This window comes from Pseudochelatococcus sp., assembly GCF_050946405.1.
Lineage (GTDB): Bacteria > Pseudomonadota > Alphaproteobacteria > Rhizobiales > Beijerinckiaceae > Pseudochelatococcus.
Window position 1 is genome coordinate 164,089 of sequence record NZ_JBMNUS010000008.1, and the last position, 20,074, is coordinate 184,162.

At 66.9% G+C, this 20,074-nt stretch carries 19 protein-coding genes and 1 riboswitch; of the genes, 12 read left to right on the forward strand and 7 right to left on the reverse strand.

The window, feature by feature from the left end; genetic code table 11:
* Positions 1–79: 79 nt before the first annotated feature.
* Positions 80–3,274, reverse strand: a complete 3,195-nt coding sequence (locus tag ACOYJQ_RS13365) for a DNA translocase FtsK 4TM domain-containing protein (protein WP_433459058.1) — start codon at positions 3,272–3,274, stop codon at positions 80–82.
* A gap of 275 nt (positions 3,275–3,549) precedes the next feature.
* A riboswitch (cobalamin riboswitch) is annotated at positions 3,550–3,735 on the forward strand.
* Between the two features lie 116 nt (positions 3,736–3,851).
* Here ACOYJQ_RS13365 and ACOYJQ_RS13370 point away from each other — a divergent pair.
* From ACOYJQ_RS13370 to ACOYJQ_RS13390, 5 genes are all read left to right on the forward strand, one after another.
* Positions 3,852–5,822, forward strand: coding sequence for a TonB-dependent receptor plug domain-containing protein (locus ACOYJQ_RS13370; RefSeq protein ID WP_433459060.1), 1,971 nt, complete (start codon positions 3,852–3,854; stop codon positions 5,820–5,822).
* 83 nt (positions 5,823–5,905) lie between these two features.
* Entirely contained in the window at positions 5,906–6,730 is an 825-nt protein-coding gene (locus tag ACOYJQ_RS13375; RefSeq protein WP_433459061.1) for an ABC transporter substrate-binding protein, read from the forward strand.
* Positions 6,727–7,731 (forward strand): FecCD family ABC transporter permease, encoded by a 1,005-nt coding sequence (locus ACOYJQ_RS13380; protein WP_433459062.1) that lies wholly within the window; start codon positions 6,727–6,729, stop codon positions 7,729–7,731. Before ACOYJQ_RS13375 ends, ACOYJQ_RS13380 begins: the two co-directional genes overlap by 4 nt.
* Positions 7,732–7,733: 2 nt before the next feature.
* Entirely contained in the window at positions 7,734–8,489 is a 756-nt protein-coding gene (locus tag ACOYJQ_RS13385) for an ABC transporter ATP-binding protein (RefSeq protein ID WP_433459063.1), read from the forward strand.
* A gap of 119 nt (positions 8,490–8,608) precedes the next feature.
* Positions 8,609–9,535 carry a metal ABC transporter solute-binding protein, Zn/Mn family gene (locus ACOYJQ_RS13390; RefSeq protein WP_433459064.1) on the forward strand — a complete coding sequence of 309 codons (927 nt, stop codon included), beginning with the start codon at positions 8,609–8,611 and terminating at the stop codon, positions 9,533–9,535.
* A 131-nt stretch (positions 9,536–9,666) separates the two neighbouring features.
* On the opposite strand, the gene ACOYJQ_RS13395 is transcribed toward ACOYJQ_RS13390, so the two are convergent.
* Positions 9,667–9,924 (reverse strand): transcriptional regulator, encoded by a 258-nt coding sequence (locus ACOYJQ_RS13395; protein ID WP_433459066.1) that lies wholly within the window; start codon positions 9,922–9,924, stop codon positions 9,667–9,669.
* Between the two features lie 142 nt (positions 9,925–10,066).
* Between ACOYJQ_RS13395 and ACOYJQ_RS13400 the strand changes: the two genes are divergently transcribed.
* The 6 genes from ACOYJQ_RS13400 to mnhG are packed head-to-tail and all read left to right on the forward strand — an operon-like array spanning position 10,067 to position 16,181.
* The gene (locus ACOYJQ_RS13400; RefSeq protein ID WP_433459067.1) at positions 10,067–12,997 is read left to right on the forward strand and encodes a monovalent cation/H+ antiporter subunit A; all 2,931 of its coding nucleotides are present in this window, start codon (positions 10,067–10,069) and stop codon (positions 12,995–12,997) included.
* Complete coding sequence (locus ACOYJQ_RS13405) at positions 12,997–13,341, forward strand: Na+/H+ antiporter subunit C (RefSeq protein WP_433459068.1); 345 nt, start codon at positions 12,997–12,999, stop codon at positions 13,339–13,341. The genes ACOYJQ_RS13400 and ACOYJQ_RS13405 overlap by 1 nt, the downstream gene beginning before the upstream one ends.
* Positions 13,338–14,978, forward strand: a complete 1,641-nt coding sequence (locus ACOYJQ_RS13410; RefSeq protein ID WP_433459069.1) for a monovalent cation/H+ antiporter subunit D — start codon at positions 13,338–13,340, stop codon at positions 14,976–14,978. Before ACOYJQ_RS13405 ends, ACOYJQ_RS13410 begins: the two co-directional genes overlap by 4 nt.
* 8 nt (positions 14,979–14,986) lie before the next feature.
* Positions 14,987–15,475, forward strand: coding sequence for a Na+/H+ antiporter subunit E (locus tag ACOYJQ_RS13415; protein WP_433459147.1), 489 nt, complete (start codon positions 14,987–14,989; stop codon positions 15,473–15,475).
* Positions 15,472–15,780, forward strand: a complete 309-nt coding sequence (locus ACOYJQ_RS13420; protein ID WP_433459071.1) for a K+/H+ antiporter subunit F — start codon at positions 15,472–15,474, stop codon at positions 15,778–15,780. The genes ACOYJQ_RS13415 and ACOYJQ_RS13420 overlap by 4 nt, the downstream gene beginning before the upstream one ends.
* Positions 15,777–16,181, forward strand: a complete 405-nt coding sequence (mnhG, locus tag ACOYJQ_RS13425; protein WP_433459072.1) for a monovalent cation/H(+) antiporter subunit G — start codon at positions 15,777–15,779, stop codon at positions 16,179–16,181. The genes ACOYJQ_RS13420 and mnhG overlap by 4 nt, the downstream gene beginning before the upstream one ends.
* A 66-nt stretch (positions 16,182–16,247) precedes the next feature.
* On the opposite strand, the gene ACOYJQ_RS13430 is transcribed toward mnhG, so the two are convergent.
* From ACOYJQ_RS13430 to ACOYJQ_RS13445, 4 genes are all read right to left on the reverse strand, one after another.
* Positions 16,248–16,799 carry a DUF1269 domain-containing protein gene (locus ACOYJQ_RS13430; protein ID WP_433459073.1) on the reverse strand — a complete coding sequence of 184 codons (552 nt, stop codon included), beginning with the start codon at positions 16,797–16,799 and terminating at the stop codon, positions 16,248–16,250.
* 89 nt (positions 16,800–16,888) lie between these two features.
* On the reverse strand, positions 16,889–17,191 hold the full coding sequence (locus ACOYJQ_RS13435) for a SelT/SelW/SelH family protein (protein WP_433459075.1): 303 nt from the start codon (positions 17,189–17,191) through the stop codon (positions 16,889–16,891).
* Between the two features lie 87 nt (positions 17,192–17,278).
* A complete protein-coding gene (gene lysM / locus ACOYJQ_RS13440; protein ID WP_433459077.1) occupies positions 17,279–17,725 on the reverse strand; it encodes a peptidoglycan-binding protein LysM in 447 nt (148 codons plus the stop codon).
* Positions 17,726–17,730: 5 nt separating this feature from the next.
* Positions 17,731–17,859: a hypothetical protein gene (locus tag ACOYJQ_RS13445; protein ID WP_433459079.1), complete on the reverse strand. Its 129-nt coding sequence runs from the start codon at positions 17,857–17,859 to the stop codon at positions 17,731–17,733.
* 134 nt (positions 17,860–17,993) lie between these two features.
* Here ACOYJQ_RS13445 and ACOYJQ_RS13450 point away from each other — a divergent pair, with 134 nt between their 5' ends.
* Positions 17,994–18,917 carry a D-alanine--D-alanine ligase gene (locus ACOYJQ_RS13450; RefSeq protein ID WP_433459081.1) on the forward strand — a complete coding sequence of 308 codons (924 nt, stop codon included), beginning with the start codon at positions 17,994–17,996 and terminating at the stop codon, positions 18,915–18,917.
* Positions 18,918–19,006: 89 nt separating this feature from the next.
* Here the strand turns inward: ACOYJQ_RS13450 and ACOYJQ_RS13455 are convergent, their stop codons facing one another.
* Positions 19,007–19,900: a DMT family transporter gene (locus ACOYJQ_RS13455; RefSeq protein WP_433459083.1), complete on the reverse strand. Its 894-nt coding sequence runs from the start codon at positions 19,898–19,900 to the stop codon at positions 19,007–19,009.
* Between the last annotated feature and the right edge of the window lie 174 nt (positions 19,901–20,074).

Below are 20,074 nucleotides of genomic sequence, written 5' to 3' on the forward strand. Positions count from 1 at the left end.
GCCGACGCCTTCAACACCGGGATATGGCGAATGTGCCTACTCCGTTGCAAGACTATCCGGCAAAATCAAGATCGACCCGTCACCCCTGCTCCGCATGCTCATCGCCGCCGAGCAGTATTTCGCGCTTTCCGGCATGGTTGGCCGGGCCGACGATGCCTTCCAGCTCCATGCGCTCCATGATCGAGGCCGCGCGGTTGTAGCCGATCTGCAAGCGACGCTGGATGTAGGATGTCGACGCCTTCTTGTCGCGCAGCACGATGGCGATGGCCTGATCGTAAAGATCGTTGCCGCCGGCGGAACCCTGCGTCGTGTTGTCGAACACCGCGCCGCCGTCCGACTCGGCCGCGCCGTCCTCCTCCGCCGTGACGGCTTCGAGATATTGCGGCCTTCCCTGCGTCTTGAGATGCGCGACGATCTTCTCCACCTCGTCGTCGGAGACGAACGGGCCGTGCACGCGAACCACGCGCCCGCCGCCCGCCATGTAGAGCATGTCGCCCTGCCCCAGAAGCTGCTCCGCCCCCTGCTCGCCGAGAATGGTGCGGCTGTCGATCTTGGACGTGACCTGGAACGAGATGCGGGTCGGGAAGTTCGCCTTGATGGTGCCGGTGATGACGTCGACCGAGGGGCGCTGCGTGGCGAGGATGACGTGGATGCCGGCGGCGCGCGCCATCTGCGCCAGACGCTGGATGGTCCCTTCGATCTCCTTGCCCGCGACCATCATCAGGTCGGCCATCTCGTCGACGACGATGACGATGTAGGGCAGCGGTTCGAGGTCCATCATCTCGTCTTCGTAGATGGCCTCTCCGGTATCCTTGTCGAAACCGACCTGCACGGTGCGGGTGATGACCTCGCCGCGCGCCTTGGCGTCGCGCACGCGGGCGTTGAATCCGTCGATGTTGCGCACCGACAGTTTCGACATCTTCTTGTAGCGCTCCTCCATCTCGCGCACGGCCCATTTCAGCGCCACGACCGCCTTCTTGGGATCGGTGACGACGGGCGTGAGCAGGTGCGGAATGCCGTCGTAGATGGAAAGTTCGAGCATCTTGGGATCGACCATGATCAGCCGGCATTCCTCGGGCCGAAGCCGGTAGAGGAGCGACATGATCATGGTGTTGATGGCCACCGACTTGCCTGAGCCCGTCGTGCCCGCCACCAGCAGATGCGGCATGCGCGCCAGATCGGCGATGACGGGTTCGCCGCCGATGGTCTTGCCGAGACAGAGCGCCAGCTTGAACTTCGACTTCTGGAACTCCTCGGAGGCCAGCGATTCGCGCAGGTAGACGGTTTCGCGCCGCGCGTTGGGCAGTTCGATGCCGATGGCGTTGCGGCCGGGCACCACCGCCACGCGCGCCGAGATCGCGCTCATGGAGCGGGCGATGTCGTCGGCGAGCGAGATCACGCGCGAGGATTTCGTGCCCGGCGCGGGCTCCAGCTCATACAGCGTGACGACCGGGCCGGGGCGCACGTGGATGATGTCGCCGCGCACGCCGAAGTCTTCGAGCGTGCTTTCCAGCAGCGCCGCGTTCTGCTCCAGCGCATCCTCGGAAATGGTGTCCTTCGGTCCGGTGGGCAGCGCGAGCACCGACAGCGGCGGCATCTCGTACTCGCCGGCAGCCGCGATCGTCTGCTGCACGCGGCGCGTCGTGACGCCGGGCGAAGGCTGCTGGCGCGCCGCCGGCGCTTCGACCACCGCCCGCCGGGAAACCGGCGCTTCCGTGCGTGCGGGAACAGCGGGCCGCGGCGCAGGTCGGGGAGCGGGTTGCGGCGCGCGGGCCGCGACGGGCGGCGGAGCGGCGGACGGATCGTCGTCGTTGGAGGGCGCGAGCGCGGGCGGGCGCATCGTGTGCCGCAAGATCACCGGCGGGGCGAGGGCATCGTCGTCGGGAGACGGCTCGTCCGCGAACGGACTGCCCGCATGCGGGGCGTCGCCGCTGAAATCCGCCTCCTCGCCACGCGGCGGATCGAACACCAGGCGATCTTCCGGCCGGCCGCTTTCGGTGTCCGCCGGCGACAGATCGACCTCGACGCCATAATAATGCTCGTCGCCCGGCGCGTCGCGGAAAACGCCGCGATCGTCCGCGTTCTCGAATGCCGGCTCGTCCGCCGGCGCGAAATCATCCGCCAGCGACATGTCGTGCGCGTCATCGCCCCGCGTCAGGCGCTGGCGCTCGGCCAGTTCGCGATCGGTGCTGCGCGTGAAGCGCACGTTGGGCGGTAACTGGAACGGCTTGCGCCATGCGGGAACCTCGTCCCGCATCTCTTCTGCGGGCGGCGGAAGATCGGGCGCCAGCCTTTCCGCCATCGTTTCGGGCTCGAAAGCGGCCGGCAGATCCGGGGCGGCGGCAGGGATATGCACCTGCACGCGCGAGGAGCGCTCCCGCGCGGGAGCGAAGGCCGCGACCTCCGGCGGGATGTCGTCGAAAGCGTCGATGCTTGCAGGGGTGGCCGGCGCAGGCGCAGCCGGCACGTCCATCGGCTGATACACGCCGGCGAACATGGGCTCCTGCATGGCGCGCGCGGTTGCCGGCGCGCGCCTATCCAGCGGATCGGGCCGGCGAAACCGGCGCACGAGGGCCGTTTTCGCGGTCATCAGCGCATGAATCGCCGCACCCAGCGACACGATGCCCCAACCGGGCTCATCGCGGCCGTCGTCTTCGGCCGGCGACATCTCGTACGGATCGTCGGGGGAAGGCTCGCGCGCCGGCTGCGCGAGGCCGAAACCCGACGCCGCCGACAAAGCGAGTATCGCCACCGCCGCGTAGATAAGGCCCCCGATCAGCGCGCCGATGCCGCCACCGCCGAAAAGTCCGTGCCCGCCGAACAGCAGCGCGTCGCCCACCACGCCGCCGAGCCCGGAAGGCAGCGGCCAGCGAGCGGTTTCCGGCAAGGCGCTCGCCACCGCGGCGGCGGCGCCCGCGCCCACCAGCCAGAGCCCCAGCCGCAGCAACGGCCGCGGCAGGGGGCGGCGGCTGACGAGCCGGATCGCCCACACCGCGCAGGGCAAAAGCAGCGCCACCGAGCCGAGACCGAAAATCTGCATGGTGAGATCGGCGAAAACCGCTCCCGGCCGGCCCAGCATGTTGGCCACGCGCCCTTCGGTCGCATGCGTGAGGCTCGGGTCTTCCACAGACCACGTCATCAACGCCAGAACGGCGGCTCCGACGAAAGCAAGCAGGCCGAGGCCGGCCAGTTCGGCGGCGCGCTGGGCCAGGAAGCGGCGCAGCGCGTCGGAGATATCATCGGCGTGGGACGGTGTCCGTCTGATGGTTCGCATGTTTCGGATAGCGCTCGCGGAATGGCTTGATTCGCGGGCAAATGTACCTTGGGGCCGGTTAAGCCCGAATTAACTCTCCAACATGATTTGGCGGTTAAGTCGATGGCGTGTCTGCTATAATCATTTCGTCAACGTCGATTGCGGCTTTTGCACGCCTTATATGACGTTATTGCGACGTGACGCTCGCCGCTTTGTGTCAATCGTGTCGCGTGGCGGCCTGTCCCGTTTTGACGGCGCGACGTCGACGGGCCGGCTTTGACAGCTCGACCTGGGCAGGATAATTTCTCCGCGACGGTTCCTTCGGGATGAAAAGGGAACGCAGTGAGCGCGCGCGAATCTGCGGCTGTCCCCGCAACTGTGAGCGGCAGGCTTGCGCCATGATGCCACTGGACCTGTGGTCCGGGAAGGCGGCGCGGGCGGCAACCGCGAGCCAGGAGACCTGCCGTCGAATGTGGTCACAGCGGATCGTCGGTCGGGGTGTGCCGATGGAGCTTGCCGTTTTCCTTGACGGATAAGCGGTGGTGTCTTGTCGCGGTGACGTGCCGATACGTGCGCCGCGCGAGCGTCCGGCGCCGCCTTGAGAGGTGCCGCCGTGTTCCTGTTCCTTGCCTCCGGGTCGGTGCGCTTGCGCCGTCTGGCCGTTCTGTTCTCTCTTCCGGCGCTGGCGGTCGCCGGCCTGACGGCGCCCGGCCGGGGTGTCGCTCGGGAGGCGGCGTCTTTCACGCTGGATGAAATCACGGTAAGCGCCACCGCGCTGCCTCTCCCCGTCCGGCAGGTAGGTTCGTCGGTGACGGTCGTGACGGATGCGGATATCCAGCGCGCGCAGCGGCGCACGGTCGCGGATGCGCTCGCCACCGTTCCCGGCGTGAATGCCGTCCGGACCGGCGGCCCCGGCGGGCAGACGTCGCTGTTCGTGCGCGGCACCAACGCCAATCACGTCAAGGTGCTGATCGACGGCGTTCCGGTCAACGATCCCTCGACGCCGGGCGGCGCATTCGATTTCGGCCATCTGATGACGGCGGATGTGGCGCGCATCGAGGTGCTGCGCGGGCCGCAGAGCGGCCTTTACGGCGCGGACGCGCTGGGCGGCGTCGTCAGCATCACCACGAAGGCGGGCGACGGCCCGCCGCGGGCGGCGATCGAGGCCGAGGGCGGATCGTTCGGCACGTTCAATCAGCGCGCCAGCCTTTCCGGCGGCGACGGGCGCTTCGACTATTTCTTTTCCGCCGCCCACCTGCGCACGGAAGCGACGCCGGTCACGCCGCCGGAACTGGTGCCGCCCGGCCAGCGCGTCAACGACGATTTTTATGACAACCGGTCATTCGCCACCCGGCTCGGGGTAACGCTTTCCGACAGCGTTCGCCTCTCGGTCGTCGGCCGTTACACCGATGCGCTGCTGAAGAACACGACCGACGGCGGCTGGCCCGGCGCGCCGAACGCGGCCCGCAGCGAGCAGCGCAACAAGCGCTTCGTCACCCGCGCCGAGGGCGTCTGGTCGCTGTGGGACGGGCGCGTCGCCAACACGTTCGGCATCGGCTACGCCAACGAGGATCGCGAAAGCCGCGAGCCGGCGACCGCCTTCGGGCCGGGCAGCGTCAGCAATTATCTGGGAGAGCGGACGATCTACGACTGGCGCACGGATATCGCCGTCGCGACCGGGCACAAGCTCATCCTCGGCCTCCAGCACGAGCGCGAACGCCTCGACGACGACAGCCTCGTCGTCTCGTCCGGCAACAGCGCCGGTTTCGTAGAGTGGCAGGGGCAGGTCTTCGACCGGCTGTCCTTCGCCGCCAACATTCGCCACGACGACAACGACGATTTCGGCGCTCACACGACATGGCGCATCGCCCCCACGCTGACGTTGCCGGGGCTGGAAACGCGCCTCAAGGCCAGCGTCGGCACCGGCTTCAAGGCCCCCACTCTCAGCCAGCGTTTCATGGACTCGCGCCCGCTCTACAACTTCTACGGCAATCCCGATCTGTTGCCGGAGGAAAGCACCGGATACGACATCGGTTTCGAGCAGCCGCTGGCGGGCGAGCGCGTGCTGATCGGCGCAACCTATTTCCACAACGATATCGACAATCTCATCAACACCAACGCCGATTTCACCTCCTATACCAATGTCGGCAAGGCGACGACGCGCGGCGTCGAGGCTTTCGCGGCGGTGGCGCTGACGCGGACGGTGGATCTGCGCGCCGATTACACGTTCACGCTCGCACGCGACGATATCGCCCGGCAGGAATTGCTGCGCCGCCCCCGCCACAAGGCGAGTTTCACCGCGCGCTGGCAGGCCACCGAGCGGCTGGGCCTGTCCGCGACGGCGATCTACATCGGCCCGTGGGTGGACGGCAACCGCGACTTCTCCATCCCGCGCCTGCGCGCGTCGGGCTATGCGACGGTCGACATCGCCGCCGATTACAAGGCCGACGACAGCACGGCGATCTTCGCGCGCGTCGACAACCTGTTCGACCGCCGGTATGAGAACCCGGTCGGCTTCCGGCGTCCGGGACTCGGCGTTTACGCCGGGTTGCGCTTCACGCCGCCCTGACGGATGGGGGCGCCATTGCGGCGCGGCGGGCCATGATGCATCGGAGAAAGCGTGCAAGGCGGGTATGGCGGGAGCTCCCGCTCATGATGCTTCCGCTCTGGCCGATGGCCGGAGCGGCCGAACCGATCCGCGTGGTATCCATCAACATGTGCGCGGATGAACTGCTTCTGCGCCTTGCGGAGCCCGGGAGCATCGCCGCCGTCAGCCACCTGTCGCGCGACCCGCGCAACAGCGCGTTTGCCGCGCAGGCCGCCGCGTATCCCGTCACTCATGGCCGGGCGGAAGAAGTGATGGCGCTTGCGCCCGATCTCGTGCTCGCGAGCGCGTTCACCGCTCCGGCGACGTTGTCCATGCTGCGCCGGCTCGGCGTGCCGCTTGCCACGCTCGGCGTTCCCCACACCTTCGACGGCATCGCGGACCAGATGCGCGAGGTGGCGCGGCTGCTCGGCCGCCCCGAAAACGGCGAGCGGGAAGTACGGCGCATGGCCGCGCGCCTCGCCGCGGCCGCATCGGACGCGCCGGCGCGCGCCACGGCGCTGGTGCTGCAAGCCAACAACATCGTCGTGGGGCGGGATACGCTCATCGACGGCGTTCTCGCACAGGCGGGCCTCGTCAACCTCGCGGCGCGGGACGGCATCGCCGGCTACGGGCGGATGTCGCTGGAGGCGATCGTAAGCCGCCCGCCCGACATCCTGATCGTCGATTCGGATGAAGAGCGCAATGCGGGCGCTCCCGCCCTCGCGACACGCGCCCTGCGGCATCCGGCCCTCGCGGCGCTGGCGCGGCAGGGCGCGATGCGCGTGATCGCGGCCCCTTCCCGCCTGTGGACCTGCGCGGGCCCCGGCGCGGCGGAAGCCGTCGCCTATCTGCGCCATGCACTTGCGGCCGGAACCGGAGAAGCGCCATGACCGGACGCTGGCCGCTTTCCCACCGCCGTACCATCGGCGCGCTCGCGGCCGCGACTCTCCTGCTTGCGGTGTTTTCGGTCGCGGTGGGCGAAACGCGGCTCGACATCGTTGCGGCGGCCGGCGACGTCATGCGCGGGCGGGAGACGCTCGCGGCGCTGGTTCTGGTCGAACTGCGGCTGCCGCGCGCGCTGCTCGGCGCCGTCACGGGTTTCGGCCTCGGGCTCGCCGGCGCGGCCATGCAGGGCCTGCTGCGCAATCCGCTTGCGGAACCGGGCGTGATGGGCGTGTCTGGCGCGGCGGCGCTCGGCGCGGTGATCGTGTTCTATGCCGGGTTGTCGGCCGCCCTCCCCTTCGCGCTGCCGCTCGGCGGCATGGCGGGCGCGGCGGCGGCGAGCGCCGTCCTGTTCGCGCTGGCCGGCCGGGGCCTTGGCACGACGACGCTCGTGCTGGCGGGCGTCGCCATCAACGCGCTCGCGGGCGCGCTGACCTCGCTGGTGCTCAACCTGTCGCCCAATCCCTACGCGGTGACGGAGATCGTGTTCTGGCTCATGGGCTCGCTCGCCGACCGCAGCCTCGCCGACATCGGGCTGATGCTCGCGCCGACGCTGGCGGGCTGGTGGTTGCTGCTCGGCTGCGGGCGGGGGCTCGACGCGCTCAGTCTGGGGGAAGACGTGGCGCAAAGCCTCGGCTTCGATCTGCCCCGCCTGCGCGCGCGCCTCGTTCTCGGCACGGCGCTCGCGGTGGGCAGCGCCGTGGCGGTGACGGGCATGATCGGCTTCGTCGGGCTCGTCGCGCCGCATCTCGCGCGCCCGCTCGCCGGCCGCGAGCCGGGCCGCCTGCTGCCGGCGGCCGGGCTCGTCGGCGCGCTCCTGACGCTGGCCGCCGATATCGCGCTGCGGCTGCTGCCGCTGCGGCCCGAGCTCAATCTGGGCGTCGTCACGGCTCTTGTCGGCGCGCCCTTCCTGCTCGTTCTGCTCCGGCGCCTGCGGGGAGCGGCCTGACGATGATCCTCACCGAGAGACTGCATGTTTCGCTGGACGGCGCGACCGTTCTCAAGGGCATCGACCTGATGCTGGGACGCGGCCGGCTGATCGGTCTGATTGGCCCCAACGGTGCGGGCAAGTCCACGCTGCTGCGCGCCGTCGCCGGCCTCGTTCCCGCCAGCAGCGGGACGGTGCGGATCGACGGCGAGCCGGTGAGCGCCATCGCGCCGCAGAGACGTGCGCGGCTGCTCGCCTATCTGCCCCAGACCGGCCCGGCGCACTGGAACCTCTCCGCCGAGGCATTGGTGCGGCTCGGCCGTCTGCCCCATCGCGCCGGTCCCCGGCAGGACGAGGAAGCGATCGCGCGGGCGTTTGCCGCGACCGGCACGGCGCATCTGCGCCGCCGCGATGTCGATACGCTTTCGGGCGGCGAGCGGGCGCGGGTTCTGCTCGCGCGGGCGCTGGCGGTGGAGGCTCCCGTGCTGCTCGCCGACGAGCCCGCGGCCGGCCTCGATCCGCGCCAGCAACTGCTCGTTCTCGGCATGCTGCGCCGCAAGGCGGCGGAAGGAGCGCTGGTCATCGCCGTATTGCACGATCTCGCGCTCGCCGGCCGCTTCTGCGACCGCCTCGTGCTGATGCGCGAGGGCGCGCTTCTCGCTGACGGGCCAAGCGGGAGCGTCCTTTCGGACGCCTCCATCGCCGCCGCCTTCCAGGTGAGCGTGGCGCGCGGCGAGCGCGACGGCGCGCCGTTCGTCGTGCCCTGGCAGCCTTTGTGAGCGCACGGCCGGCTTGCATCGGGAATATGCACCGTATAACAAACATTATAACATAGCGCTCTTGGTCGCGTCCCGATGGTCGGGCGGGTTTGCGCGATCTGTCAATGGAGTATCGTTCGATGTTGCATCGGCGTCTTTTGCTCGCCCTCGCGGCCACGATCTTCGCTGCTTCGGCCCTCGCCGGGGACGGAAGGGTGAAGGCCGTCGCCAGTTTTTCCATTCTCGGCGATCTCGTGCGGGAAGTCGGCGGCGATCGGGTGGAGGTCGCGACGCTGGTCGGCGCCAATGGCGACGTGCATGTCTACGAGCCCACGCCGGCGGATGCCCGCAAGCTTGGCGAGGCCGACATCCTGTTCGAGAACGGCCTCGATTTCGAGGGCTGGCTGCCGCGTCTCATCGCCGCCTCCGGTTTCGGCGGCGTCCGCGTCGTGGCCTCGGCGGGCGTGACGCCGCGCGGCTATGGCGCGCACGACGATCATGATCATCACGGCCATGCGGATCACCACCACGGCCCGGCTGATCCCCACGCGTGGCAGAATGTCGAAAATGTCGTGATCTACGTCAGGAATATCGCCGCGGCGCTGGAAAAGGTCGATCCCGACCATGCCGAAGCCTATCGCGCGCGCGCGGCGGCCTATACGGCGAAGCTGGAAGCGCTCGACGCAACGCTGAAGGAGCGGTTCGCCGCCATTCCGGCAGCGCGGCGCAAGGTGGTGATCTCGCATGACGCCTTCGGCTATTTCGGCGACGCCTACGGCGTCACGTTCGTCGATCCCCGCGGTGCGAGCACGGGCGGCGACGCGTCGGCGGCGGACGTGGCGCGGATCATCGATCAGATCAGGAGCGAGGGAATCAGCGCCGTGTTCGTCGAGAATATCGCCAGCCCGAAACTCACCGACCAGATCGCCGTGTCTACCGGCGCGAAAATCGGCGGGCGGCTGTATTCCGATGCGCTCACGACCCCGGACGAACCCGCGTCGACCTATCTGGGCCTCATCGAATCAAATGCCCGGCAAATCATCTCGGCGCTGACCGGCGCGCCGTAAAGGCGGCCGGAGCGGGAACATAATATCGGAGGGCCGCATTGCGGCCCTTTTTGCGTTCTCATTATAGGCTCAGGCGCGGCGGCGATCGTCAGCGCACCCGGAAGCGAAACGATGCATGAAAGAAAATTCGCTCACGCCTGCGCAGGCTTCGTCGCGTTCGTCCGCAAACGGCGCAGCCGCACGCCCGGCCCATGCCTGCCGTCGCTGAGAAAGCATATGCCCGCGTCTTCCAGCACGCGCACGAGCTGCTCCTCGGTGGCGCGATGAAGCCCGCGGCGCTGCCCCTCGAAACTGCGGATGGTGCTGCGGGAAACGCCGGCGCGCTCGGCAAGGCAGTCCTGCGTCCAGTCGAGGAACCCGCGCGCCGCGCGGCACTGTTCCGGCAGCAAACTGAATTTACCTTCTCGGGACATCTTCCCTTGCATGGGCACCTTGGCGTCTGTTATTCGAATTAAACCATAATGGGTGACTTTCCGCAACGGTCAGGCATCCATCACCCCCCAAACCTCCAGAACGGCGCCACGGCAAACCATGTGGGACGACGCGCGGCTTCTTTTCCTGATCGCTCTCCCCTTTCTGGGCAGCGTCGTCGTCGCGCTTCTTCCGCGTGACGCCCGCGATACGGCCGGGGCGGTCACGGGCGCCGTCGCCTTGCTGGCCTCGCTGATCGTCGCATCGTTCTACGGCGACATGGCCGGCGCGGGGGTCGTCCGCACCACGGTGGCGTGGCTGCCGAGCCTCGGGCTCGATTTCACGATTCGCCTTGACGGATTCGCCTGGATCATGGCCTGTCTGGTCACGGTCATCGGCTTTCTCGTCGTCGTCTATGCGCGTTATTACATGTCGAAGCGCGATCCCGTTCCGCGCTTCTTTTCTTTTCTGCTCGCATTCATGGGGGCGATGCTCGGCGTCGTGCTCTCCGGCAACCTCATCCAGATGGTGTTCTTCTGGGAGCTGACGAGCCTGTTCTCCTTCCTGCTGATCGGCTACTGGCATCAGAATCAGAGCGCGCGCGAGGGCGCGCGCATGTCGCTGACGGTGACGGGCATCGGCGGCCTGTGCCTTTTCGCGGGCGTTCTGGTGATCGGCCATATCGTCGGCAGCTACGATCTCGACCAGGTGCTGGGCGCGGGAGAAGTCATTCGCTCCCACGAGCTTTACCGGGTGGCGCTGGTGCTGGTGCTGCTCGGCGCGCTGACGAAGAGCGCGCAGTTTCCGTTCCATTTCTGGCTGCCGCAGGCGATGGCGGCGCCGACACCGGTTTCCGCCTATCTGCATTCCGCCACGATGGTGAAGGTCGGCGTATTCCTGCTCGCCCGGCTGTGGCCCGTTCTCGGCGGCACCGAGCCGTGGTTCTGGATCGTCGGCGGGGCGGGTGTCACCACGTTGCTGCTTGGCGCCTACATCGCCATTTTCCAGCAGGATATCAAGGGCCTGCTGGCTTATTCGACCATCAGCCATCTGGGGCTGATCACGCTGCTGCTGGGGCTCGGCAGTCCGCTCGGCGTCGTCGCGGCGGTGTTCCACCTGATCAACCATGCGACGTTCAAATGCTCGCTGTTCATGGCGGCGGGCATCATCGACCATGAGAGCGGCAGCCGCGACATCCGCCGTCTCAGCGGTCTTTTCCGCTTCATGCCCATCACGGCGACGCTCGCCATGGTGGCGGCGGCCGCGATGGCCGGCGTGCCGCTGCTCAACGGCTTCCTGTCGAAGGAAATGTTCTTCGCCGAGACCATCACCGAGCATGTCGATTCCCTGTTCGACGAGGCGCTGCCGTTCCTCGCCACGGTGGCGAGCATGTTCAGCGTCGCCTATTCGCTGCGCTTCATCATCGATGTCTTCTTCGGGCCGCCGCCCGTCGGCCTGCCGCGCACGCCGCACGAGCCGCCGCACTGGATGCGCTTCCCCGTCGAGTTGCTGGTGCTGGCCTGCCTGCTGGTGGGCATCATTCCCGTGCTCACGATCGGGCCGTTCCTGCATATCGCGGTATCGTCCATTCTCGGCGATCAGACGCCCTATTACAGCCTCGCCGTCTGGCACGGTCTCAACTTTCCGTTGCTGATGAGTCTGGTGGCGATGATCGGCGGCGTGCTCGTCTATCTGCTGCTGCGCGGCTATCTGACGACGGGGGAGGAAGGCCCGCCCCTCATGCGCCGCCTCAGGGCGCAGCGCATTTTCGAGCGCATCCTGGTCGCCGTCTCGTGGAAATGGGCCCGGCAGCTCGAAACCCTTCTGGGCACCCGGCGCCTGCAACCGCAATTGCGCCTGCTGATCTGTCTCGCGCTGCTGGCGGGCATCTATCCGCTTTACATCGAAGGTTTCGGGCCGCGGCGGTTGTCCTTCCGAACGCTCGAATGGCACGGTTTCGACACGGCTTTCGCATTGATGTGGCTCGTGGGCATCGCCTGCGCCGTCATGGCGGCGATCCAGGCCAAGTACCACCGCCTCGCCGCGCTCATCATGATGGGCGGCGCGGGGCTTTCCACATGCATCACGTTCGTGTGGCTTTCAGCGCCCGATCTTGCCCTGACGCAGTTGCTGGTCGAGGTCGTGACCATGGTGCTGCTGCTGCTCGGTCTGCGCTGGATGCCCAAGCGCATCGAGGCCGCCGGCGCTTCCGCCCGCATGCATGTGCGCCGGACGTGGGATCTCGTCGTGGTGATCACGGCGGGCCTCGGCATCGCGATGCTTTCCTACGCCGTCATGACACGCCCGCTGCCGGACAGCATCGCCGCCTTCTTCGCCGAGCGCGCCTATACAGAGGGCGGCGGCACCAATGTCGTCAACGTCATTCTGGTGGATTTCCGGGGCTTCGACACGCTCGGCGAGATCACCGTGCTGGCGATCGTCGCGCTCAGCGTGTTCGCGCTGCTGCGCCGTTTCCGCCCCGCGCCGGAGAGCATCGGCATGCCGGAGCAGCAGCGGTTGCAGGCGGCCTACGACACCGCCCATCCCGACCGCAAGGCGGGTGACACGGTGGCGGAATACATGATGCTGCCGCGCCTCATCATGCTGTGGCTGTTCCCGGTGGTGGGCGTGTTCGCCGTGTATATCCTGATGCGCGGCCACGACATGCCGGGCGGCGGCTTTGCCGCCGGCGTCGCCATGTCGGTTTCATTCGTCATGCAATACATGGCGAGCGGCACGCGCTGGGTTGAGGATCACCTGCGCATCCTGCCGGTGCGCTGGATCGGCATCGGCCTGCTCACGGCCCTGTTCACCGGGCTGGGGGCGTGGCTGTTCGGCTATCCCTTCCTGACATCGCATTTCCAGTACGTGACGCTTCCGGTGATCGGCAAGGTGCCGATGGCGAGCGCGCTGCTGTTCGATCTCGGCGTCTACTCGCTGGTCGTGGGCGCGACGGTGCTGATGCTGATCGCGCTGGCGCACCAGTCGATCCGCAGTCCGAAAATATCGCGCAAGGGCGCGCCGCCCCTGGCGGGCACGGGAGGCCGCTGATGGAAATCATCATCGCCGTCGCAATCGGCGCGCTGACGGGATCGGGGCTCTGGCTCCTGCTGCGTCCGCGCACGTTCCAGGTCATCATCGGCCTGTCGCTGCTGTCCTATGCGACGAACCTGTTCATTTTCGGCATGGGGCGGCTTCGCCCCAACGCGCCGCCCATCCTTGAGCCGGGAACCTCGGGAGACCTCGCGACGCTCGCCGATCCGCTGCCGCAGGCGCTCGTGCTCACGGCCATCGTGATCAGCTTCGCCATGACGGCGCTTTTCCTCGTGGTTTTGCTCGCCTCGCGCGGTCTTACCGGCACCGATCATGTCGACGGACGGGAGAGCGACCGGTGACGACGGCCCTCGCCAATCACCTCATCATCGCGCCGATCGTGCTGCCGATGCTGGTCGGCGCGCTCCTGCTGCTGATGGACGATCGCCGCCGACCGCTGAAGGCGCTGCTGTCGGTGGCTGCGACGGCGGCGCTGATCGTGATCGCCGCGCTGCTGGTGTGGCGCGCCGACGGGCAGACGTCGCTGCCGCAGACGGTGTCCTATCCGCTCGGCAACTGGCCGGCGCCCTTCGGCATCGTGCTGGTGCTCGACAGGCTGGCCGCCATGATGGTGCTGCTCACCAGCATTCTGGGGCTGGCGGGGCTGGTGTTCTCGCTGGCGCGCTGGCATCGGGCGGGGCCGCATTTCCACACGCTGTTCCTTTTCCAGCTCATGGGCGTCAACGGCGCGTTCCTCACGGGCGACCTGTTCAACCTTTTCGTCTTCTTCGAGATTCTGCTGGCGGCTTCCTACGGCCTCGTCCTGCACGGCATGGGCACCGTGCGGGTGAAGGCGGGGCTTCACTACATCGTCGTCAACCTCGCCGCCTCCTCCCTGTTCCTGATCGGGGTGAGCCTGATCTACGGCGTTTCCGGCACGCTCAACATGGCGGATCTGGCGCTGCGCATTCCCGCTCTCGGCGATCACGACCGCATGTTCCTTGAGGCCGGCGCGGCCATCCTGGGCGTCGCCTTTCTCGTCAAGGCCGGCATGTGGCCGCTCTGCTTCTGGCTGCCGACCGCCTATGCGGCGGCGAGCGCGCCGGCGGCGGCCATCTTCGCCATCATGACGAAGGTGGGCGTCTATGTGCTGCTGCGCCTGTCGCTGCTGCTGTTCGGCAACGGCGCCGGCGAATCCGCCCATTTCGGCGCGCAGGTGCTGCTTTACGGCGGCATGGCCACCATCGCCTTCGGCGCCGTGGGCGTGCTCGCCACGCAAACGATGTCGCGGCTTGCCGGTTACAGCGTGCTCGTCTCCTCCGGCACGCTGCTCGCGGCCATCGGTGTCGGCAATGCGACGGCGACGAGCGGCGCGCTGTTCTACCTCGTCAATTCCACGCTGGCGATCAGCGGCTTTTTCCTTCTGATCGAGTTGGTGGAGCGCGGGCGCGATCCCGGCGCCGACGTTCTCGCCGTCACCATGGAAGCCTACGGCTACACCGACGAGGATGACGTGGCGGAAGAAGTCGAGGTCGGCGAGCGGATTCCGACAGTTCTCGCATTCCTCGGCGGCAGCTTCATCGCCTTCGCGCTGCTGCTGGCCGGCTTGCCGCCGCTTTCCGGCTTCATCGCCAAGTTCGCCCTGCTCGCGGCGATCATGGACCCGGCCGGAATCGGCACCGGCGGGCCGCAATATATCGTGACATGGGTGCTGATCGCGTTGTTGATCCTCTCCGGCCTTTCCGCCATGCTGGCGATGACGCGCATCGGCATTCAGACTTTCTGGTCGCCGATCGAGGGCGTCGTTCCGGGTGTGCGTGCGGTCGAGATCGCGGCGGTCGCATTCCTGCTCCTGTTGTGCGTGGCGTTGACGGTCCGCGCCGGGCCGGTGTTCGACTTCATGGAGAGCACCGCCCTTTCCCTGCACGCGCCCACGGATTACATCGACAGCGTGTTGCCGGCGCGGCCGGCGGCCGCCGGAGAAGGAGCCGCACCGTGAAGCGACTGATGGCCTATCTCCTGCCCTATCCGCTGCTGTCGTTGTCCATTCTCGTCATGTGGCTGCTGCTCAACCAGTCCGCCTCGCCGGGCCATCTCGTCTTCGGCAGCGTGCTGGCGCTCGTCGGTGCCTGGGGCATGACGGCGCTCGGGCAGGAGAGCCCGCGCATCCGCCGCCCGTTGACGATTATCCGGCTCGCTCTGGTCGTGTTCATCGATATCGTCCGCTCGAACATCGCGGTGGCCCGGATCGTGCTTCGGCCGGCCGGCCGGCGGGGATCGCCCGGCTTCATGGCGGTGAAGCTCGACATGCGCAATCCCTACGGTCTCGCCGTACTGGCGATCATCATTACCTCGACGCCCGGCACCATCTGGACGAATTTTTCCGCGCAGTCGGGTGTTCTGCTGATCCATGTGCTCGACCTTCAGGATGAAGCGGAATGGGTCGATACCATCAAGAATCGCTATGAGCGGCGGCTGATGGAGATTTTTGAATGAGCGATTTACTTCTTCCCGCCGGTTGGTCGTTCGTCGTGCTCGACTGGTCACTGTTCATCGCGCAACTGTTTCTCGGGCTCGCGATGGCATGCGCGGCCTGGCGCATCATCTTCGGGCCGCGCGCGCAGGACAGGGTGCTCGGTCTCGATACTTTCTACGTCAATGCGATGCTTCTGCTGCTCACCTACGGCATCCGCGTCACCAGCACGGTCTATTTCGAGATCGCGCTGGTGATCGGCCTGCTCGGTTTCATCGGCACCGTATCCCTCTCCAAGTTCCTGATGCGCGGCGAGGTGATCGAATGATCGACATCGATCTCGCCTTCAGGGATCTGCCTGCCTGGGCCGCGCTGCTGACGGCTTTTTGCGTCGTCATGGGCGCGCTTCTGGCTCTCGTGGGCTCGGTCGGGTTGCTGCGGCTCAAGACCTTTTACGAGCGCGTCCACCCGCCGACGCTCGGTTCCACGCTGGGTACCGGCTTCATTCTCGTCGCGTCGATGATCTGCTTTTCCGTCCTGCGCGGCGAGGCGTCGGTGCATGAGATCCTGATAGCGGTATTTCTGACGATCACCACGCCGGTCGGTTTCATGCTGCTCGTGCGTGCGGCGCTCTATCGGGACCGGATCGAAGGCGACAAGAACGTCCCGGAAGGCAATCCGGCGCCCGCCAAATGGCCCGCCGGGGATGCCTCTTCCGGTCACGACTGATGCAAAAGGGCCGGCGGGATGCCGGCCCTTCTTTGATCGATGCTCGTACCGCGTCACTGCGTGGCGTCAGCTTGCCGCGCCGCCTTCCGTCGTCGTGGCCGGCGCAGGACGCTGGTCCACCGGCTCACCGACCGAATGACCCGCGAGCGCCTCACGCAGCGCGGCTTCCTTCTCCTCGTCGAGCGAGGTGGAAACGACGATGCCGCCGACGCCCTCGAATTCCTTCAGCACCTTGTCGCCCGTCACCTTGCGCACGAGCAGGAACAGGCCGGCCGTGCCCGGCTGCAACGCCTGCGCGGATTGCTTCACGAAGTCGTCGTTGATGCCGACGTCGGTCAGCTTGCCGCTGAGGGCGCCCGCGCCGGCGCCGACAGCCGTGCCCAGCAGGGGATTGAGGAAGATGAGGCCGATCAGCGCACCCCAGAGCGCACCGGAAACCGCGCCCGTCGCAGTCAGGTTGAGCAACTGGTTGAGACGGATTTTGCCGTCCTGCTCCTTGACGGCGATAACGGCGTCGCCAAGCTCGATCAGATATTCCTGCTGAAGCTCCAGCAGACGGTTGCGCACTTCGACGGCCTTTTCCTCGTTAGGAAAGGCGATAAAGATGAGATCGCTCATGGTAAACTCCCGATAGGGGCTGAAATGCAAACGATGCCGTTACGAGCGACTTCTTGTCGATCGGTCCGTACAATCTGACCGGAAATCGCCTATTTGTCGATATGGCCAAGGTTGCGCGCTGGATCGAGCCTGTCGCGCACCTTTTGCTTGAGAGTCTTGACATCGGGAAAGCCGCCGTCCCGCGTGCGTTCCCAGATCGTGTCACCGTCGTAATCGATACGGAACACGCCGCCGGTGCCGGGTGCGAGCGCCACCTGCGCCAGATCGGTGGAGAAGGTGGACAACAGTTCCTGTGCCATCCATGCCGACCGCAAAAGCCATTGGCATTGCGTGCAATAGGTGATGACGATTACTGGACGGGGCGCGCCGGTGGATGCAGGCGAGTCGCTCATGTCGGCTCCGAAGGAATGTTCGCGGCGAGAATCGCCGTCACCGTCGGGCCGCGTCGATGCGCGCGGCCCGAGGCGAAACCGGAAGGATCAGTCGAGCGGGGGGATGCGCAGCACCTGACCGGGATAGATCTTGTCGGGATGGTTCAGCAGGGGCTTGTTGGCCTCGAAAATGACCTCGTACTTCGCGCCCTTGCCGGCGCCGTAGTGCGTCTCGGCGATCTTCCACAGCGTATCGCCCTTTACCACGGTGTAGAACGTGGCTTCGGCGGCGGGGGTATCGACCTTGATCTCGCTTTCGACGGCGGCGACGCCCACCGTGTTGCCGAGCGCGAGCGCGATCTTCTCGGCTTCCTCGGTCGAGGTGGCGTTGCCCTTCACCGTCACCTTGTCGCCATCCACCTGGATGTCCAGACCCTCGGTGTTGAAGCCGTGCTTTTCCACTTCCTTCTTGAGGTCATCGGCCGAAGCAGCCTGCGCCTCGCTCGCTCCGAACAGTTTTTCGCCCGCACCCTTGATGAAGCTCAGCAAACCCATGATTGTCACCTCGTCGGTTGGTTGGTGAGCGATGCCGCCATCTGCGCAACGGCACCCGGCGCCTTCGCCATCGCGTGAACGATATCGGAAAAGTCGCGCGACAGGATAACAGGAGAGGCGGCAATCTCAATCATTAACCGCCAGTATGTTTCCGGCGGCTTTCCTCGCGCCGCCGGCTGCGGCGATATCCTCCTGCGGCAATTCGTTCATCATTTCGGCCCAGAATGCCGCTTTATATATGCGACGGCCAGATAACGGGAACGGATCGATGGCGGACAAACGAATCGTGGTGCTCTATGGCGGCTTTTCCGCCGAGCGTGAGGTGTCGCTGGTCAGCGGCCGCGCCTGCGCGCAGGCGCTGCGCGAACGCGGGCATCAGGTTGCGCTCCTGGACCCGGCGGACGGCATTCCCGCGCTCGTGAATGCGCTCGATCCGGCGCGCGATATGGTGTTCAACGCGCTGCACGGGCGGCCGGGCGAGGATGGTTCCATCCAGGGCCTGCTCGATCTGCTGCGTGTGCCCTACACCCATTCCGGCCTGCTGGCCTCCGCGATCGCCATGAACAAGGCGCTGGCGCGCGACATCTTCGCCCGCGCGGGCTTGCGCTGCGCCGCCGGCAAGCTTTGCACGCAGGGCGATTTCCGCGACGGGCATCCCCTGCCCCCGCCCTATGTCATCAAGCCGGTGGCCGAGGGCTCGTCGAAGGGCGTGCGCATCGTCGCCAGCGGCGACAATCTCATCGCCTCGGAAGAGGACTGGGCCTATGGCGATCAGGTGCTGGTCGAAAGCTTCATCCCGGGCCGGGAGCTGACGGTCGCCGTGCTGGAGGGCAAGGCGTTCGCGGTGACGGAACTGCGCACGAATGAAGGCTTTTACGATTACGACGCCAAATACACCGAGGGCCGCACGCAACACATCCTGCCGGCTCCGGTGCCGGAGGAAATCGCCGGGCAGGCCCTGCGTTGGGCGGAGATCGCGCATGAGGCGCTCGGCTGCCGCAGCCTCAGCCGCTCCGATTTCCGCTACAACGACGATCCGGGCGCGGGCGTGGCGGGCGGACTCTATATTCTGGAGACCAATACCCAGCCCGGCATGACGCCGCTCAGCCTCGCCCCCGAGCAGGCGCGCCATGTCGGCATGGATTTCGGCGATCTCGTCGAACGGCTGGTGGCGATCGCGAGATACGACTGATCCTTGTCCGCGAGGCGCCTCGCGATCGGAACCGGCCCAAAATCAAGGAAAGGAAACATGTGATCGTTTCGGTGAAACGATGACATGTGTCAGCGCTTCTTCCACTTTAATTCGCTGACCAGAACGCCCGCCACGATCAGCACCGCGCCCAGAATGGCGACCGGCCCGAGCCGCTCGCCCGCCATCCGGCCGAATATGCCGGCCCACACGGGTTCCCCGGCGTAGATCAGCGTCGCGCGCGTGGCCGACACGGTGCGCTGCGCCCAGTTCATGGCGAACTGGATCGCGGCGCTCGCGGCGCCGAGGCCCACGGCGGTCGCCACCAGCAGCCACGAGAAGGGCGGCACGCTCTCCCCCATCGGTATCATGGCGGCGAAGCTCAGCAGGGAAGCCACGGCAAGCTGCACCACCGTCACCCGCCGCGCGTGCGCACGGCCCGCGAAGAGGCCGATCAGGATGATCTCGCCCGCGATGGCGACCGCCGACGCCAGTGTCCACAATTCGCCCGTTTCGAAACGGATGGTCGCCCCTTCGGGCCCCGCCAGCAGCATCAGCCCCATGAATGACAACACGATGCCGACCCAGGCCGCGAACTTCGGCGCGCGGCGCATGAACAACAATTGCAGCAGCGGCACGAAGGGCACGTAAAGCGCGGTGATGAAAGCCGACTGGCTGCTCGGTATCGTCTGCAAGCCGACCGTCTGGAGCGAATAGCCGAGCATCAGCGCAACGCCGATGGCGCTCCCCGCCCGCAGGTCGAACCAGGTGATGCCGGCCATGGCGCGCATGGAAGTGACGGCCAGCAACAGCGCTGCCGCCGCAAAACGCACCCCGACGAAAAAGAACGGACCCGTCACCGTCAGCGCATGCTGCACGACAAGAAAAGTCGTGCCCCAGATCACGGTGATCAGCAGCAACACGATCTCGGGCAGATAGGAACGCCACCGGCTTTCAGGGCCGGCGAAATGTGACGATACGCTCAACGACAGGCTCCGGGATCATTCGACGCGGCACGACACATCGAACTGGCCCGTCCGCCTCTCTATGGCACGAATGGCGCGCCGGGAGAACACCCCAGGCCGCAATGCCCCTTTCCCGATTCGCATGCGCGGCGCGGATGACGGCCGGTCGACCGCAGCCGGCCCGCCCCGCCCCGC